The 16,448-nt window shown below is 59.6% G+C and carries 14 protein-coding genes; 5 read left to right on the forward strand and 9 right to left on the reverse strand.

Features of this window, described 5'->3' with window-relative positions; all coding sequences use genetic code 11:
* The first annotated feature begins 114 nt into the window (after positions 1 to 114).
* Genes AB5Y93_RS13320 through AB5Y93_RS13330 form a run of 3 tightly spaced genes read left to right on the forward strand, consistent with a single transcriptional unit; the run spans position 115 to position 4,367 of the window.
* Entirely contained in the window at positions 115 to 1,209 is a 1,095-nt protein-coding gene (locus AB5Y93_RS13320) for a putative 2-aminoethylphosphonate ABC transporter ATP-binding protein (protein WP_368229576.1), read from the forward strand.
* Positions 1,206 to 2,942 (forward strand): putative 2-aminoethylphosphonate ABC transporter permease subunit, encoded by a 1,737-nt coding sequence (locus AB5Y93_RS13325; RefSeq protein ID WP_368229577.1) that lies wholly within the window; start codon positions 1,206 to 1,208, stop codon positions 2,940 to 2,942. The genes AB5Y93_RS13320 and AB5Y93_RS13325 overlap by 4 nt, the downstream gene beginning before the upstream one ends.
* A gap of 18 nt (positions 2,943 to 2,960) precedes the next feature.
* Complete coding sequence (locus AB5Y93_RS13330; protein ID WP_368229578.1) at positions 2,961 to 4,367, forward strand: FAD-dependent oxidoreductase; 1,407 nt, start codon at positions 2,961 to 2,963, stop codon at positions 4,365 to 4,367.
* Between the two features lie 118 nt (positions 4,368 to 4,485).
* On the opposite strand, the gene AB5Y93_RS13335 is transcribed toward AB5Y93_RS13330, so the two are convergent.
* Positions 4,486 to 4,923: a YcgN family cysteine cluster protein gene (locus tag AB5Y93_RS13335; protein WP_368229617.1), complete on the reverse strand. Its 438-nt coding sequence runs from the start codon at positions 4,921 to 4,923 to the stop codon at positions 4,486 to 4,488.
* A 425-nt stretch (positions 4,924 to 5,348) separates the two neighbouring features.
* Between AB5Y93_RS13335 and AB5Y93_RS13340 the strand changes: the two genes are divergently transcribed.
* Positions 5,349 to 6,152, forward strand: coding sequence for a YniB family protein (locus AB5Y93_RS13340; RefSeq protein ID WP_368229579.1), 804 nt, complete (start codon positions 5,349 to 5,351; stop codon positions 6,150 to 6,152).
* Positions 6,145 to 6,702, forward strand: coding sequence for a hypothetical protein (locus tag AB5Y93_RS13345; RefSeq protein ID WP_368229580.1), 558 nt, complete (start codon positions 6,145 to 6,147; stop codon positions 6,700 to 6,702). The genes AB5Y93_RS13340 and AB5Y93_RS13345 overlap by 8 nt, the downstream gene beginning before the upstream one ends.
* Positions 6,703 to 6,839: 137 nt before the next feature.
* On the opposite strand, the gene sucD is transcribed toward AB5Y93_RS13345, so the two are convergent.
* The 8 genes from sucD to sdhC all read right to left on the reverse strand — a co-directional run bounded on the left by sucD (position 6,840) and on the right by sdhC (position 16,420).
* The gene (gene sucD, locus AB5Y93_RS13350) at positions 6,840 to 7,712 is read right to left on the reverse strand and encodes a succinate--CoA ligase subunit alpha (protein WP_005300222.1); all 873 of its coding nucleotides are present in this window, start codon (positions 7,710 to 7,712) and stop codon (positions 6,840 to 6,842) included.
* Positions 7,712 to 8,878: an ADP-forming succinate--CoA ligase subunit beta gene (gene sucC / locus AB5Y93_RS13355; RefSeq protein WP_368229582.1), complete on the reverse strand. Its 1,167-nt coding sequence runs from the start codon at positions 8,876 to 8,878 to the stop codon at positions 7,712 to 7,714. The genes sucD and sucC overlap by 1 nt, the downstream gene beginning before the upstream one ends.
* 106 nt (positions 8,879 to 8,984) lie before the next feature.
* A complete protein-coding gene (gene odhB, locus AB5Y93_RS13360) occupies positions 8,985 to 10,178 on the reverse strand; it encodes a 2-oxoglutarate dehydrogenase complex dihydrolipoyllysine-residue succinyltransferase (RefSeq protein ID WP_221366465.1) in 1,194 nt (397 codons plus the stop codon).
* An 87-nt stretch (positions 10,179 to 10,265) separates the two neighbouring features.
* Positions 10,266 to 13,076, reverse strand: a complete 2,811-nt coding sequence (gene sucA, locus AB5Y93_RS13365; protein WP_045524727.1) for a 2-oxoglutarate dehydrogenase E1 component — start codon at positions 13,074 to 13,076, stop codon at positions 10,266 to 10,268.
* A 114-nt stretch (positions 13,077 to 13,190) separates the two neighbouring features.
* Positions 13,191 to 13,907, reverse strand: a complete 717-nt coding sequence (locus AB5Y93_RS13370) for a succinate dehydrogenase iron-sulfur subunit (RefSeq protein ID WP_010674497.1) — start codon at positions 13,905 to 13,907, stop codon at positions 13,191 to 13,193.
* A 17-nt stretch (positions 13,908 to 13,924) separates the two neighbouring features.
* The gene (gene sdhA / locus AB5Y93_RS13375) at positions 13,925 to 15,691 is read right to left on the reverse strand and encodes a succinate dehydrogenase flavoprotein subunit (RefSeq protein ID WP_029314421.1); all 1,767 of its coding nucleotides are present in this window, start codon (positions 15,689 to 15,691) and stop codon (positions 13,925 to 13,927) included.
* A gap of 1 nt (position 15,692) precedes the next feature.
* Entirely contained in the window at positions 15,693 to 16,037 is a 345-nt protein-coding gene (gene sdhD / locus AB5Y93_RS13380; protein ID WP_010674495.1) for a succinate dehydrogenase, hydrophobic membrane anchor protein, read from the reverse strand.
* On the reverse strand, positions 16,031 to 16,420 hold the full coding sequence (gene sdhC / locus AB5Y93_RS13385; RefSeq protein ID WP_029314418.1) for a succinate dehydrogenase cytochrome b556 subunit: 390 nt from the start codon (positions 16,418 to 16,420) through the stop codon (positions 16,031 to 16,033). Before sdhC ends, sdhD begins: the two co-directional genes overlap by 7 nt.
* Between the last annotated feature and the right edge of the window lie 28 nt (positions 16,421 to 16,448).

Genomic DNA, 16,448 nt, shown 5'->3' on the forward strand with positions numbered 1-16,448 from the left:
ACTTGCTGGCGACCCGTCGTCATTTGACTGTCATCAAGCTGTCATCCCCCGATCACCTGACCGTCACACTTCACTCGCAAACTGGTATATACCAAATCAGTAGCGAGTCGAACCATGACCCAGCCCTATCTGGACATTCAACATCTCAACAAGCAGTTCGGTGCTTTTCAGGCCCTTAAAGGGATCTCTCTGACCATTGAGCCGGGGGAGTTTATCTGCTTTCTCGGCCCCTCCGGCTGCGGTAAAACCACCTTGCTCAGAGCCATCGCCGGGCTGGATCTGCCGGACAGCGGCGAGATCTGGCAAGGGGGGCGCAATATCTCCCGCCTGCCGCCCCAGCAGCGCGACTTTGGCATCGTGTTTCAATCCTACGCCCTCTTCCCCAACCTGACGGTGGCCCAGAACATCGCCTTCGGCCTTGAGAATCAGGGGTTGGCGCGGGATCTCATCAAGGAGCGGGTCGATCACTGGCTGGGGCTGGTGGATCTCACGGCCCAGTCCCACAAATACCCGAGCCAGATCTCCGGCGGCCAGCAGCAGCGGGTGGCGCTGGCCCGAGCGCTCGCCCTCTCCCCCGGCCTGCTGTTGCTGGACGAACCGCTCAGCGCGCTGGATGCGCTGGTGCGCACCCACCTTCGCAGCGAGATCCGCGCCCTGCAGCAGCGCCTTGGCATTACCACCATCATGGTGACCCACGATCAGGAAGAGGCGCTGACCATGGCCGATCGCATCGTGGTGATGGAGGGCGGCCGCATCGTGCAGCTAGGCACCCCGCAGGCGATCTACCACCAGCCTGCCAGCCGTTTCGTGGCAAGCTTTGTCGGTACCATGAACTTCCTCGATGCCCTGGTGCTCGGCCCCAATCAGGTGCGCCTAAACGAACAACCGCTGCAACTTGCCAATCAGGCCGTGGCCGGCAGCAAATTGCAGGTGGCGATCCGCCCCGAGGCAATCACACTAAGCGCGCCGAGCGAGCCCTATCTTGGTCAACATGGCGTTGAAGCAACCATCGATCAGGTGGAGTTTCTCGGCGCCGCCCAGCGCCTTATCTGCACCGCCGACACCTATCTGGGCCAGCAGCAGCTCCTGGTGGAGCGCCCGACCCATGAGCTGCCCCGCCACGAACAGGGGGGCTGGCGCAGCGGCATGCGCTGCTCCCTGCACTGGCCCGCCGGGGCGATGCAGCTGTTTGAAGGAGAGCGTCCATGACAGCCCCCCTTGCGACCTCCTCCCTGTTGCCGCCCGCGACAGCCCGGCAAGACTCTCCTTGGTCGCGACTTTGTCGCGGCTGGAGCCGGGATCAGCTGCTGCAACTGCTCCTGCTTGCGCTCGGTATCGCCCTGCTGGTGGGGAGCCTCTTGCTGCCGCTGCTCACCATGCTGCAAAAGAGCCTGCAAGATGCCGATGGCCTCTGGGTGGGGCTTGCCAACTTCAGCGCCTACTTCGACTCCCCTCATCTGGGGCGCACCATTGGCAACACCCTCTGGCTCGGGGTGCTGATCACCGCGCTGGTGGTGACCATCGCCTTTGGCTACGCCTACGCCCTCACCCGTACCTGCATGCCGGGCAAGGGGCTGTTTCGCCTCATCGGTTTGATCCCGCTCCTGATGCCCTCCCTGTTGCCCGCCATCAGTCTGGTCTACTGGTTTGGCAATCAGGGGGTCGCCAAGGGGCTGCTCGGCGGCGAGAGCATCTACGGCCCCATCGGCATCGTCATCGGTCTGGGCTTCTGGTGTTTTCCCCACGCTCTGATGATCCTGATCACGGCGCTCGGTCAGAGCGATGCCCGCCTCTATGAAGCCTCCCGGGTGCTGGGCAGCAGCGGCTGGCGCACCTTTGTCACCGTCACCCTGCCTACCGCCCGTTATGGCCTGCTGAGCGCAGCCATCGCGGTCTTCACCCTCACCATCTGCGACTTCGGGGTGGCCAAGGTGATTGGCGGCCAGTACAGCGTGCTGGCTACCGACATCTACCGGCAGGTGATCGGGATGCAGAACTTCTCACTGGGCGCCGTTGCCAGCGTCACCCTGCTGCTGCCGGCACTGTTGAGCTTTGCCCTGGAGCACAGAGTGCGCAGCAAGATGCAGGAGCAGAGCAGCACCAAGGCGGTGCCCTATCAACCCAAGCCCCATCGGCTGCGGGATCTGCTGGCGCTCGGCTGGTGTACCCTCTGGGCCCTGCTGTTTCTGGCGCTGGTGGGGATGGCCGTTTACGGCTCGCTGGTACAATTCTGGCCCTATAACCTCGGGCTGACGCTGGATCACTACGCCTTTGACAGCAACAGCGTCTATGGCTGGCAGCCCTTTACCAACACCTTGCAGCTGGGCCTCTATACCGCGCTTATCGGCACCGTGCTGGTGATGGTACTGGCCTGGGCGCAGGAGAAGGGGCGCCACTTTGCGCCGCTGCGCCAATTGCTACATCTGCTTGCCATGCTGTCGCTGGCGGTGCCCGGCATGGTGCTGGGGCTGGGTTATATCTTCTTTTTCAACGGCAATCCGCTGTTTGGCACTCTCTATGGCACCCTGCCGCTGATGGTGCTCTCCTGCGTCATCCACTACTACACCGTGGGCCATATGACGGCGCTGACCAGCCTCAAGCAGTTGCCCAAGGAGCTGGAGCTGGTGGCCATCTCATTGCGCATTCCGCTCTGGAAGGCGTTCTGGCGAGTCACCCTGCCCGCCTCCCTGCCGGCACTGCTGGAGATCTTCATTTACCTGTTCGTCAACGCCATGACCACCACCTCGGCGGTGATCTTCCTCTACTCGAGCGACAGCGTGCTCGCCTCCATCGCCGTACTCAATATGGAGGATTCCGGCGATACCGCCGCGGCCGCCGCCATGGCCACCCTGATCCTGCTGGCCGCCGCCACCGTCAAGCTGCTCCAGCTCTTTTTGAGCCGCGCCTTGCTGGATCGCACCCAGCGCTGGCGCCACCCATAACCTTATCGAGGAGTCATCATGTCCACTCTCCCCTTCTGGCTGGCCGAGGCGCTCGCCGCCGAACAGCCCGCGCCCCCCATCCCCCTGGTCGGCCACCACGAGGCCGATGTCTGCATCGTCGGTGGCGGCTTTACCGGGCTGTGGAGCGCCATCGCCCTTAAACAGGCCGAGCCACACTTGCGCATCATGGTGCTGGAAAAAGATCGCTGCGGCAGCGGCGCCTCCGGGCGCAACGGCGGCTGCCTGCTCACCTGGTCGGCCAAGTATTTGACGTTAAAGCGCCTCTTTGGCGAAGAGCAGGCCGCCTGGCTGGTACAAAGATCCGAGCAGGCGGTGCACGAGATCGCCCGCTTCTGCGAAACACACAACATAGAGGCAGAGTTGAGGGTCGAGGGCACCTGCTACACCGCCACCAGCGAGGCCCAGCGTGGCCTGATGGAGCCGGTATTGCGGGAGCTACAGCGAGCCGACCTTAACCAGTGGCAGGCGATTGCAGAGGTTGAACTGGCGAGCCAGAGCGGCTCCCACGTCCATCTGGAGGGGCTCTACAGCCCCCACGCGGGCTCGGTGCAACCGGCACTGCTGGTGCGCGGCCTGCTGCGGGTGGCGCGGGAACTGGGGGTCGAGGTCTATGAGCACTCCCCCATGCAGCGCCTTGAGGCGGGTCAGCCGGCACGGGTGCAAACGCCGCAGGGTGAGGTGTGTGCCCGCAAGGTGGTGCTGGCCCTCAACAGCGCCATGGCGGCGCACTTTCGCGAGTTTCGCCGCAGCATAGTGCTGGTCTCCTCCGATATGGTGATAACCGACCCCGCGCCGGATGCACTGGCCGCCCAACAGCTTGCGCACGGCCGCTCCGTGGTGGATGGCCGCACCTTTGTCCATTACTACCGCTCCACCCCGCAAGGGCGGCTGATGCTGGGCAAGGGGGGCAACACCTTCGCCTTTGCCAACCGCCATCTGGCCGAGTTCGATGCGCCGAGCCGTTATCTTGCCCCTCTCACCCGCACCCTGCGCCGCTTCTTTCCGGCGCTCAAGGAGGTGCCCATCGCTGCCAGCTGGTGCGGCGCCTCCGACCGCTCGGTAGATGGCCTCCCCTTCTTCGGCCACTGGCGAGGGCAGCCCAATATCGTCTATGGCCTCGGCTATTCCGGTAACGGGGTGGCGCAGAGCTGGATGGGCGGCCAGATCCTGGCGGCTTTGGTGCGCGATGAAGTGCGGGAGGAGGAGAAGCCGTGGCGCAAGTGCGCGCTGGTCAGCGGCCCGCGCGGCTACTTCCCGCCCGAACCGTTTCGCTGGCTGGGGGCCATGGCGGTGCGTAACGCCATCCGGCGCAAAGAGCGGGCGGAAGATGAGAACCGTCCGGTGGCCTGGTATGACAAACAGCTGGCCAAACTTGCCGATGCGGCGGGCAAGGCAGACAAATAGGCGCCTTCGTCCAGCGCTTCGGAAAGCACCAAAAAACCGAAGGGGCAGGAGAGTGATGACTCCCCTGCCCCTTCGCAGTTGGTACGGCTCTCGGCTGGCCCGATAGACAGGCCTGGCGTTAGCTGGCCCAGGTAATGATGTGATCGATCCAGTCGCCGGCATCCACCTCGTGCACCACCTTGCCGCGCACCGACTGACCCGCCTGATGCATGGCGGAGCGACTGCCGGTGATCAGCGGATGCCATTCGGGCAGGGTCTGCCCCTCCGCCAGCAGGCGATAGGCGCAGGTGGAGGGCAGCCAGTTGAACTCGGCAATCTTGTCGTGGGTGATCTGCAGGCAGTCCGGCTCTTTTTTAAAGCGGTTGCCGTAGTCGGAGCACTGGCAGGTCTTGGTATTGAGCAGGTTGCAAGCCACGTTGGTGAACACCAGCTCCTCAGTGTCCTCGTCGATCAGCTTGTTCAGACAGCACTTGCCGCAGCCGTCGCACAGGGATTCCCACTCCGCATCCGTCATCTGCTGCAGGGGCTTTTCCTGCCAAAAAGGGGTTGGCTGCATTTTCTCGACTTGCTGCATGGAAGGGGCTCGCTAAATAGACCAGTAAAGCGCGTGGTTATACGCCTTATGGCCCGATTTTTCAAGGTTGGGGGCTCCCCCACTGCGAAGCTCGTGCTGTAAGCAGTAAAGATACGGGAATAGGGCGGCATGTGGCTATAGAAAATCCGAAAAAACAGATCTTTCGGATTTATGGGGTTGAATTAGTTTATACAGGGATATTAATTTTTTTGGATATTCGCACCGGCCTCCTCCCGAGCCAGAGAGGTGGATACCTAAAATGTCTACCATCAATCTATTGACCTTTGAAAATTTTTCCGTCCCTGTTCCCCTCCCCCAGCCTAGTCGGTTACCATGCCTCACTTGGAAACCAAAAAATTGGCTAAGTCCTAACCATTACTTCGCTCAAAAGCGCAGGCTAAAGGTAAATGACTTGCTACGGCCAGCAGAAGAATCCGGAATATCAAGTCAAAGAGATTTTTGCCCCCATGAAGAAAAGTGGAGCACAATTACAAATTTATAACGAAACGATCAAGCATCGCCATGCTTTTCATCACTCAACAAAATTTATTAGGAGTACAAGCTTGAACTTTAGAGAAGCAAGAAAAAAATCAATCCAAAAACGATTACTCGGAGTAACAATCATCGTTCCATCAGTAATCTCTACTGTGATCTCTTTTCTAAAAATGGTGTTTTTTCGTCTAGATGATGGAACTCATCTAGGTGGCATGATCGCCCGCCCACTCAAAGAGATGATAAATTGGGTATATCAAAATACACAATATCTTAGTCTTTTCTGGGAAAAGTCACCAACACCCAACCATATGGTTCTCTCAGAGCCGCATAATCTCTATTCTATGATAATTTATCTACTGATTTTTGTAGGCTTTGCTTTTTATACATCCGGAGCAAAGCTTGCGCTACGCCTCGCCGAAATAAACGAAAAAATCGAGAATCAGCTAATAGAGGAATCCATTAAAGGAGCTAAAGCACGAAGCCGAGAAGAAATTGAATTTACAACCGCGATATCATCAATCAGTATATTTTCACAGCTTCACCAATTGTATTTTTGCGCCTGTAGTAACAGCAGTAATTGGTGCCGTGATAATAAAGTTTATCGGTGTGTAAATGACCAACAAGTGATTGGAGTGGTTTTCTTAGCACACGAAATAAGTTTAAAAAGACCCATTAATTTAACATTATGCATTTCTAGGTTAGAAAATTATGAGTAGGAATATTAATAAAATAATTTGGCCATGGGCTGTATTAGGTATTATTCTAATATCTTTGTTAGGAGTTTATATTAAAAATTTCTATAAATTCCCATGGTCTGAAGCTCCAAGTGATTGGGGGGCAATAGGCGACTACTTTGGTGGTCTACTGAATCCTATAGTTTCTGCGTTAGCGCTATACTTTCTGATTAAAACCTATCTTAGTCAAAAAGAAGAGCTTGTAGAAACGAGAGAGGTGTTAAGAAAAACCGGTGAAAGTAATGAGGTTGTAGCCAGCGCACAGAAAATATTTGTTGAAACACAGTATTTAACTAGCTTAATAAATTCTGAGTATCAACGGGTAGAATATCTTTACAAAGAACTAGAACGTTGCACTGAGGCTATTGTTAATGTCAGAAACTCAATAGACCGACATGGTAAAGAGTTAAATTCAGATGAAGCGGCCAAGCAATATAGAGTGAGTCTAATAAGAGACATAGCAGTAATAACAAATAGAATTGATATGTTAGATAGGCGTCTATCAGAAATAAATATATCATTACCTGTTTGATATTGATTTATTTAACATTCTGGGATTAGCAGGTTCAGCACCAACCTACAATGCATTGAAAATAACTAAGTGAAGCCTCTCGTTTATAAAAAATGCCGCCCTAGGGCGGCATTTTCAATTAGAGATAACAGGCTAACTTACCAGCCGGTCACTTCACGCAGGGCTTTGCCGATATCGGCCAGGGAGCGCACGGTTTTCACACCGGCATCTTCCAGGGCGGCAAATTTCTCGGCCGCGGTGCCTTTACCACCGGCGATGATGGCGCCCGCATGACCCATGCGCTTGCCAGCCGGGGCGGTGACGCCCGCGATGTAGGAGACCACCGGCTTGGTGACGTGAGCCTTGATGTAGGCCGCCGCGTCTTCCTCGGCGTTGCCGCCGATCTCGCCGATCATCACGATGGCTTCGGTCTGCGGGTCGTTCTGGAACATCTCCAGAATGTCGATGAAGTTGGAACCCGGGATGGGGTCGCCACCGATGCCGACGCAGGTGGACTGGCCGAAGCCCTCGTCCGTGGTCTGCTTGACCGCTTCATAGGTCAGGGTGCCGGAGCGGGAGACGATGCCCACCTTGCCCGGCTTGTGGATGTGGCCCGGCATGATGCCAATCTTGCACTCACCCGGGGTGATGACGCCCGGGCAGTTTGGACCGATCATCCGCACGCCGGTTTCCTGCAGCTTCACCTTGACGTCCAGCATGTCCAGGGTCGGGATGCCTTCGGTGATGGTGACGATGAGCTTGATGCCGGCATCGATGGCTTCCAGGATGGCGTCCTTGCAGAACGGGGCCGGTACATAGATGACGGAGGCGGTGGCGCCGGTGGCTTCCACGGCGTCACGGACGGTGTTGAACACCGGCAGGCCCAGGTGGGTAGTGCCACCCTTGCCCGGGGACACGCCGCCAACCATCTGGGTACCGTAGGCAATGGCCTGTTCGGAGTGGAAGGTACCCTGACCGCCGGTAAAGCCCTGGCAGATCACCTTGGTGTCTTTGTTGATCAGAACGCTCATTATTTGGCCTCCGCTGCTTTTACCACTTGCTGAGCTGCGTCAGTCAGACTCGTTGCGGCGATGATATTGAGGCCGCTGTCGGCCAGTTTACGGGCACCCAGTTCGGCGTTGTTGCCTTCCAGACGCACCACCACGGGCACTTTCACACCCACTTCCTTGACGGCGCCGATGATGCCTTCCGCGATCATGTCGCAGCGCACGATGCCACCGAAGATGTTGACCAGCACGGCTTGTACCTTGCTGTCGGAGAGGATGATCTTGAAGGCCTCGGTCACGCGCTCCTTGGTGGCGCCGCCGCCGACGTCCAGGAAGTTGGCCGGGGAACCGCCGTGCAGATTGACGATGTCCATGGTACCCATGGCCAGGCCCGCGCCGTTGACCATGCAGCCGATGTTGCCATCGAGCGCCACATAGTTCAGCTCCCACTGGGCGGCGTGCGCTTCGCGGGGGTCATCCTGGGACGGATCGTGCATCTCGCGCAGTTTGGGCTGACGGTACAGGGCGTTGGCGTCGATGTTGATCTTGCCGTCCAGGCAGTGCAGGTTGCCCTTGTCGGTGATGACCAGGGGGTTGATCTCCAGCAGGGCGAAGTCGCAGTCCAGGAACATCTGGCCCAGGCCCATGAAGATCTTGGTGAACTGCTTGATCTGCTCGCCAACCAGACCCAGCTTGAAGGCCAGCTCGCGGGCCTGATAAGGCTGCGGGCCTACCAGGGGATCGATGGCAGCCTTGTGAATGAGTTCCGGGGTTTCGTGGGCGACTTTCTCAATCTCCACGCCACCTTCGGTGGAAGCCATGAAGACCACGCGGCGAGAGCCACGGTCGACCACGGCGCCCAGGTACAGTTCCTTGGCGATGTCGGTGCAGGACTCCACCAGGATCTTGGTAACCGGCTGACCATTGGCGTCAGTCTGATAGGTCACCAGGTTCTTGCCGAGCCAGTTCTGGGCAAAGGCGCGGATCTCGTCCTTGCTCTTGGCCAGCTTGACACCGCCCGCTTTACCGCGGCCACCGGCGTGGACCTGGCATTTGACGACCCAGGTGTTGCCGCCAATCTTGTCGGCCGCTTCGGCCGCTTCCTGCGGGGTAGCACAGGCATAACCTTCGGAGACCGGCAGGCCATACTCGGCAAACAGCTGTTTTGCCTGATATTCATGCAGATTCATAGATGCTCTATCCGTGTTGTAGGTATTTCCGTCCGGGGCTCGTGTTTCTCAATCCCCTGTGAATGGGGGCCTGGGCGGCCCCTCGTTATCTTTCAGTCACGCTTGCTCAGACATCCAGCAGCAGACGGGTCGGGTCTTCCAGGAGCTCCTTGATGGAGACCAGGAAGCCCACGGACTCGCGGCCGTCGATGATGCGGTGATCGTAGGAGAGCGCCAGGTACATCATCGGCAGGATCTCGACCTTGCCGTCGACGGCCATGGGGCGGTCCTGGATCTTGTGCATACCCAGAATGGCGCTCTGGGGCGGGTTGATGATGGGGGTGGACATCAGGGAGCCGAACACGCCACCGTTGGTGATGGTGAAGTTGCCGCCAGTCAGTTCATCCACGGTCAGCTTGCCGTCACGGCCCTTGCCGGCCAGGTCTTTGATGGCCTTCTCGATATCGGCCAGGCTCATGTTGTCGCAGTCGCGCAGCACCGGGGTCACCAGACCACGGGGGGTGGAGACGGCGATGCTGACGTCGAAGTAGTTGTGGTAGACGATGTCGTCACCGTCCAGCGCTGCGTTCACTTCCGGGTAGCGCTTGAGGGATTCGACCACGGCCTTCACATAGAAGGACATGAAGCCGAGCTTGATGCCGTGCTTCTTCTCGAAGATCTCGCCGTACTGCTTGCGCAGCTTCATGATGGGCGCCATGTTGATCTCGTTGAAAGTGGTCAGCATGGCGGTGGTGTTCTTGGCCTCCAGCAGACGCTCGGCGATGCGCTTGCGCAGACGGGTCATGGGCACACGCTTCTCGGTGCGACCGGCCAACGGCGCGACCGGTGCGGCAGCCACGGGAGCGGCAGCAGCCGGCGCAGCCACGGGAGCCTTGCCCAGATTCTTGATGAAGGCTTCCACGTCTTCCTTGGTGACACGACCACCCTTGCCGGTGCCGGTCAGCTTGGCGACGTCGATGTCGTGCTCGGCCACCATGCGGCGCACGGAAGGGCTCAGGCCATCGGCAGCGTCATCGGCCACAGCTTCCACCGGCTTCTCGCTGGTCGCTTCACCGGCAACGGGGGCCGGCTTGAGCATGGCGATCAGCTGGCGGGAGAGCACGGTCGCCCCTTCGCTCTGCAGGATGTCGCCCAGTACGCCGGCTTCCGGCGCGGGCACTTCCAGCACGACTTTATCGGTTTCGATGTCAACCAGCACTTCGTCACGGGCAACCAGATCACCCGGTTTCTTGTGCCAGGTCGCGATGGTGGCATCCGCCACTGATTCCGGCAGGTCCGGTACCTTGATCTCGATAGTCATGTAATCAGTTCCTTGTTACTTCTTGGCCAGCAGGCTTGTTCCAGGTCAGAGAGGGTCCCGACACGGGCCCTCTCATCCACAACTCGTTCATTCCAGGGTAAGGGCGTCTTCCACCAGGGCTTTTTGCTGCTTGGCGTGGACGGACATGTAACCGACAGCCGGTGAGGCCGAGGCCGGGCGACCGGCATAACGCAGACGGGCATGGCTTGGCAGCACACTGTCGTAGTGATGACGGGTGCTGTACCAGGCGCCCTGGTTCTGCGGCTCTTCCTGACACCAGACGAAGTCGGTGACGTGGGCATAGTCGGCCAGGATGGCGCGCACTTCCTCTTCCGGGAAGGGGTAGAGCTGCTCGATCCGTACCAGGGCCACGTCCTGCTGCTCGGCCTTGCGACGGGCATCGAGCAGGTCGTAGTAGACCTTGCCGGAGCAGAAGACCACGCGCTTGACGCCTTTGGGATCCAGCGCATCGATTTCGCCGATGGCGTTCTGGAAGGTGCCCTCTGCCAGCTCTTCGAGCTTGCTCACCGCCAGCGGGTGGCGCAGCAGGGATTTGGGCGTCATCACGATGAGCGGACGGCGCATGGGGCGTACCACCTGGCGACGCAGCATGTGGAACACCTGCGCCGGGGTGGAGGGCACGCACACCTGCATGTTGTGCTGAGCGCACATCTGCAGGTAACGCTCCAGACGGGCGGAGGAGTGCTCCGGGCCCTGGCCCTCGTAACCGTGGGGCAGCAGCATGGTCAGGCCGCACATCCGGCCCCACTTCTGCTCGCCGGAGGAGAGGAACTGGTCCACCACCACCTGGGCGCAGTTGGCGAAGTCACCGAACTGGGCTTCCCAGATGGTGAGACCGGCCGGCTCCGCGCTGGCGTAGCCATATTCAAACGCCAGTACCGCGTTCTCGGTCAGCACGGAGTCGTACACCTCGAACGGGCCCTGCTCGTCGTGCAGGTTGCACAGCGGGGTGTAGGTGCTGGCATCGGTCTGGCTGTGCAGCACGGCGTGGCGATGGAAGAAGGTACCGCGGCCGGAGTCTTCCCCGGTAAAGCGAATGCGGGATCCCTTGTCCACCAGGGTGGCGTAGGCCAGGGTCTCGGCAAAGCCCCAGTCCACCAGCTTCTCACCGGCGGCCATCAGGCGACGGTCTTCGTAGATCTTCTCGACCTGGCGTTGCAGCACATGGGTGGCCGGGTACTGGCTGATGCGCTCACCCAGGGCCTTCAGATGATCCATGGGCACAGTGCTGTCATAGGCCATGGCCCAGTCGTGACCCAGATAAGGGGTCCAGTCCACGGAGTGCAGCTCCATGGGGCGCCATTCCTTGCTCACCCGCTCGCCCCGATCCAGGGTATCGCGATAGTCGTTGACTAGCGTGGTGGCCAGCTCCGGCGCGATGGCTCCTTCGGCGATCAGCTGATCGGCGTAGATCTTGCGCGGCGTCGGGTGCTGCTTGATCTTCTGATACATCAGGGGCTGGGTCGCGCTCGGCTCGTCAGCCTCGTTGTGGCCGTGACGACGGTAGCAGACCAGCTCGATCACCACATCGCGCTTGAAGGTGTTGCGGTAATCCAGGGCGATCTGGGTCACCAGCACCACGGCTTCCGGGTCATCCCCGTTGACGTGCAGCACAGGGGCCTGCACCGCCTTGGCGATGTCGGTGCAATATTCGGTGGAGCGCAGGTCACGGATATAGGAGGTGGTGAAGCCCACCTGGTTGTTGATGACGATGCGCACCGTGCCACCCACGCCATAGGCACGGGTCTGGGACATGTTGAAGGTCTCGGCAACGACCCCCTGCCCCGCGATGGCGGAGTCACCGTGGATGGTGATGGGCAGGACGCTGGATCCGTCCTTGTCACCGCGGCGGTCCATACGGGCACGCACGGAGCCGATGACCACGGGGTTGACGATCTCGAGGTGCGACGGGTTGAAGGCGAGCGCCAGGTGGACGTTGCCGCCCGGGGTGGCGAAGTCGGAGGAGAAGCCCATGTGGTACTTCACATCCCCGGTACCCCAGGATTCGCCGTGCTTGCCGGCGAACTCGTCGAACAGGTCCTGAGCGCGCTTGCCCAGTACGTTGATGAGCACGTTGAGGCGACCGCGGTGGGCCATGCCGATGACGGCTTCCTTGCAACCCTGCTCACCGGCGCGACGGATCAACTCTTTGAGCATGGGCACCATGGCATCGCCCCCTTCCAGGGAGAATCGCTTGGCCCCCGGGAACTTGGCACCCAGGTATTTTTCCAGCCCTTCGGCGGCGGTCAGGCTCTCGAGGAAGCGGGTCTTCTCTTCGAGGGTATAGTTGCCCGTCCCTTCGATGGATTCCAGCCTGTCTTGCAGCCAGCGCTTCTCCTCGGTGGAGGTGAGGTGCATGTAGTCGGCGCCGATGCTGCCGCAATAGGTTTTCTTCAGCGAGGCATACAGATCGGAGAGCACCATGGTCTCGCGACCGATGGCGTAGGAGCCCACATTGAAGGTGGCCTCCATGTCTGCACCTTGCAGGTTGTGGAAGGCCGGGTCCAGCTCGGCGACCGGCTCGCGCTGCCACAGACCCAGGGGGTCCAGGTTGGCGTTCTGGTGACCGCGGAAGCGGAAGGCGTTGATCAGTTGCAGTACGCGAACCTGCTTGGCATCCACCTGGGGATCGGAGACGGGAGCGCTGTAACGGGAGGAGTCCTTGGCCAGGCGGCGGAAATAGTCGCGAACCTGGGAGTGGGGTTGTTCTACTGCATGTCCGTTGACCTGGGGCAGCGACTGGAACAGGCTGCGCCATTCGTCGGCAACGGAGTCGGGGTTTTCCAGGAAGGATTCGTACAAATCCTCAATGTAGCTTGCATTCGCACCAGCCAGGTGAGATGACTCCAACCAGGCCTTCATCACGCCGTTATGCATTTCTATCCCTTGTACATCTTGTTCGCTGCACTGCAGCTTGTAGGGTCATAGCCATCCCGGGGCGGGATGGCTATCCAGAGGTCGGGCCCGGCGCAAGGCGCCCTGGCCCCGATACTACACGGCTCGGTTGAGCAACATCGACTTGATCTGACCGATGGCCTTGGTCGGGTTCAAGCCCTTGGGACAGACGTTCACGCAGTTCATGATGCCGTGGCAGCGGAACACGCTGAAGGCGTCATCCAGGTTGCCCAGTCGCTCACTGGCCGCAGTGTCGCGGCTGTCCGCCAGCCAGCGATAGGCGGCGAGCAGGCCGGCCGGACCGATGAACTTGTCCGGGTTCCACCAGAAGGAGGGGCAAGAGGTGGAGCAGCAGGCACAGAGTATGCACTCGTACAGGCCATCCAGCTTGGCGCGCTCTTCGGGGGATTGCAGGTGCTCACGCACGGGCGGCAGTTTTTCGTCGTTGATGAGGAAGGGTTTGACCTTCTCCCACTGGGTGTAGAACTGGGTCATGTCGATCACCAGATCCCGGATCACCGGCAGACCGGGCAAGGGCCGAATGACGACCTTACTGCCCTTCTTCAAGAGATCCGAGAGCGGCGTGATGCAGGCCAGACCGTTCTTGCCATTCATGTTGAGACCGTCAGATCCACAGACCCCTTCGCGGCAGGAGCGACGGAAGGCGAGCGTGGGATCCAGCTCCTTGAGCTGGATCAGTGCGTCGAGCACCATCATGTCGGAACCTTCAGGAATATCAAGACGATAATCCTTCATATACGGGACGTTATCAACGTCCGGATTGTATCTGTAGACAGAGAATGTGACGTTCATTGTGCTTGGCTCCGCAATCAGTAAGTCCGGACCTTGGGCGGGAACGCCTCACGGGTCTTGGGTGACATGTTGACAGCGCGACGGGTCATGGACTCGGTGTCCGGATGATAGAGGCTGTGGCACAGCCAGCTCTCATCGTCACGCTCCGGGAAGTCGAAGCGGCTGTGGGCGCCACGACTCTCGGTACGGAAGTTCGCCGCCACCGCGGTGGCATAGGCGGTCTCCATCAGGTTGTCCAGCTCCAGGCACTCGATGCGCTGGGTATTGAACTCCTTGGAAGTGTCGTCCAGACGGGCGTTCTTGAGACGCTCGCGGATGAGTTTCAACTCGGCCAGCCCTTCTGCCATGGCATCCCCTTCCCGGAACACGGAGAAGTTGTTCTGCATGCAGCGCTGCAGATCCTTGCGGATCTGGGCCGGGTCTTCCCCGTCACGGTTGTTTTCCCAGCGGTTGAAGCGCTCCAGCGCCTTGGCGATGTCGGCGTCGGTGGCTTCCACGCCGTGCTCCATCGAGCCAAGGGTCTCCACCAGGTGCATACCGGCAGCACGACCGAACACCACCAGATCCAGCAGGGAGTTGCCGCCCAGACGGTTGGCACCGTGCACGGAGACGCAGGCGATCTCGCCCACCGCGAACAGACCGACCACCGGCACGTCGTTGCCATCCTTGTCCTGGGTCAGGCACTGGCCGTTCACGCTGGTCGGCACGCCGCCCATCATGTAGTGGCAAGTCGGGATGATGGGGATAGGCTCTTTGACCGGATCCACGTGGGCGAAGGTGCGAGAAAGCTCGCAGATGCCCGGCAGGCGGGATTCCAGCACCTCTTTGCCCAGATGATCCAGCTTGAGCTTGATGTGCGGGCCCCAGGGACCGTCACAGCCACGGCCTTCGCGGATCTCGATCATGATGGAGCGGGCCACCACGTCGCGACCGGCCAGGTCCTTGGCGTTTGGCGCATAACGCTCCATGAAGCGCTCGCCGTCCTTGTTCAGCAGGTAGCCGCCTTCACCACGGCAACCCTCAGTCACCAGTACCCCTGCCCCGGCAATACCGGTGGGGTGGAACTGCCAGAACTCCATGTCCTGTACGCCGACCCCGGCACGCAGCGCCATGCCGACGCCGTCACCGGTGTTGATGTGTGCGTTGGTGGTGGACTGGTAGATGCGACCGGCGCCGCCGGTGGCGAGCACGGTGGCCTTGGCCTTGAAGTAGACGACTTCACCGCTCTCCATGTCGATGGCGGTACAGCCAACGATATGACCATCCTGGTTCTTCACCAGATCCAGGGCATACCACTCGGAGAAGACGGTGGTCTTGTTCTTGACGTTTTGTTGATACAGGGTGTGCAGCAGGGCGTGACCGGTGCGGTCGGCTGCCGCCGCAGTGCGGGCAGCCTGCTCGCCGCCGAAGTTCTTGGACTGACCGCCGAACGGACGCTGGTAGACGGTACCGTTGTCAAAGCGGGAGAAAGGCAAGCCCATGTTCTCCAGCTCATAGATGGCCTCGGGGCCGGTCTTGCACATGTATTCGATGGCTTCCTGATCACCGATATAATCGGAGCCCTTGACGGTATCATACATGTGCCACTGCCAGTTGTCGTCGTGGGCATTGCCCAGGGCGACCGTGATCCCGCCCTGGGCGGAGACCGTGTGGGAACGGGTCGGGAAAACCTTGGATAACAGGGCGCAGCTCTTGCCGGACTGGGCAATCTGCAGCGCGGCGCGCATACCGGCGCCACCGGCACCGATCACGACCGCATCAAATTCACGAGTTGGAATAGTCACCTTACACACCCCACAGCACGACGAAACCAGTCATCACATAGACAAACAGCACCACCACCAGCACAAACTGCAGCGCACCGCGCAGTCCGACCGGCTTGATATAGTCGGTCAGCACCTGCCACAGACCGATCCAAGCGTGGATCAAGACGCATACGAGCGTCAGCAGGGTGAAGACCTTGGTGAAGGTGTTGGAGAAGAAGCCGGTCCACACCTCGTAGGTGATGTCGTTGAACGCGACAAAGCCAACCAGATAGAGGACGTAGCACGTCATGATGAGGGCGGTGGCGCGGATCAGGATGTAATCATGAACACCGCTGCGCCCGAAAGTTGCAGAATTGGTTACCATACCAGTACCCCCGCCAATACCGCCAAAACCGCGGTGATCACGAAGGCCACACGGGCACTCTGATTACCGGATTCCAGCTCTTCCCAATAGCCCATGTCCATGACCAGGTGCCGCAGACCGCCCACGATGTGGTAAGCCAGCGCGGTCAGGATCCCCCACAGCACGAACTTGACCAAGAAGTTGTCCATGATGGCAACGACCGATTCAAATCCTTCGGGAGAGGCGAGTGAAGTACCAAGCATCCACAGCAAGATGGCCAATGCCACAAAGGTGATGACCCCTGAGACACGATGCAAGATGGAAGCGATGGCGGTGACAGGAAAGCTGATCGTCTGTAGGTCGAGGTTTACAGGTCTCTGTTTGTTTTTCACGGCTTTGCCCACTCAGCTCCATTGAGCACGTTAGTTATTG

Origin of the sequence: Aeromonas sp. R10-1 (genome assembly GCF_040908465.1) — a bacterium.
GTDB classification, from domain to species: domain Bacteria; phylum Pseudomonadota; class Gammaproteobacteria; order Enterobacterales; family Aeromonadaceae; genus Aeromonas; species Aeromonas caviae.

What these genes read in the sequence shown, in the direction of transcription:
- AB5Y93_RS13320 (WP_368229576.1), top strand. Translation starts at nt 115, where the DNA reads ATGACCCAGCCCTATCTGGACATTCAACATCTCAACAAGCAGTTCGGT.
- AB5Y93_RS13325 (WP_368229577.1), top strand. Translation starts at nt 1,206, where the DNA reads ATGACAGCCCCCCTTGCGACCTCCTCCCTGTTGCCGCCCGCGACAGCC.
- AB5Y93_RS13330 (WP_368229578.1), top strand. Translation starts at nt 2,961, where the DNA reads ATGTCCACTCTCCCCTTCTGGCTGGCCGAGGCGCTCGCCGCCGAACAG.
- AB5Y93_RS13335 (WP_368229617.1), bottom strand. Translation starts at nt 4,923, where the DNA reads ATGCAGCCAACCCCTTTTTGGCAGGAAAAGCCCCTGCAGCAGATGACG.
- AB5Y93_RS13340 (WP_368229579.1), top strand. Translation starts at nt 5,349, where the DNA reads ATGACTTGCTACGGCCAGCAGAAGAATCCGGAATATCAAGTCAAAGAG.
- AB5Y93_RS13345 (WP_368229580.1), top strand. Translation starts at nt 6,145, where the DNA reads ATGAGTAGGAATATTAATAAAATAATTTGGCCATGGGCTGTATTAGGT.
- sucD (WP_005300222.1), bottom strand. Translation starts at nt 7,712, where the DNA reads ATGAGCGTTCTGATCAACAAAGACACCAAGGTGATCTGCCAGGGCTTT.
- sucC (WP_368229582.1), bottom strand. Translation starts at nt 8,878, where the DNA reads ATGAATCTGCATGAATATCAGGCAAAACAGCTGTTTGCCGAGTATGGC.
- odhB (WP_221366465.1), bottom strand. Translation starts at nt 10,178, where the DNA reads ATGACTATCGAGATCAAGGTACCGGACCTGCCGGAATCAGTGGCGGAT.
- sucA (WP_045524727.1), bottom strand. Translation starts at nt 13,076, where the DNA reads ATGCATAACGGCGTGATGAAGGCCTGGTTGGAGTCATCTCACCTGGCT.
- AB5Y93_RS13370 (WP_010674497.1), bottom strand. Translation starts at nt 13,907, where the DNA reads ATGAACGTCACATTCTCTGTCTACAGATACAATCCGGACGTTGATAAC.
- sdhD (WP_010674495.1), bottom strand. Translation starts at nt 16,037, where the DNA reads ATGGTAACCAATTCTGCAACTTTCGGGCGCAGCGGTGTTCATGATTAC.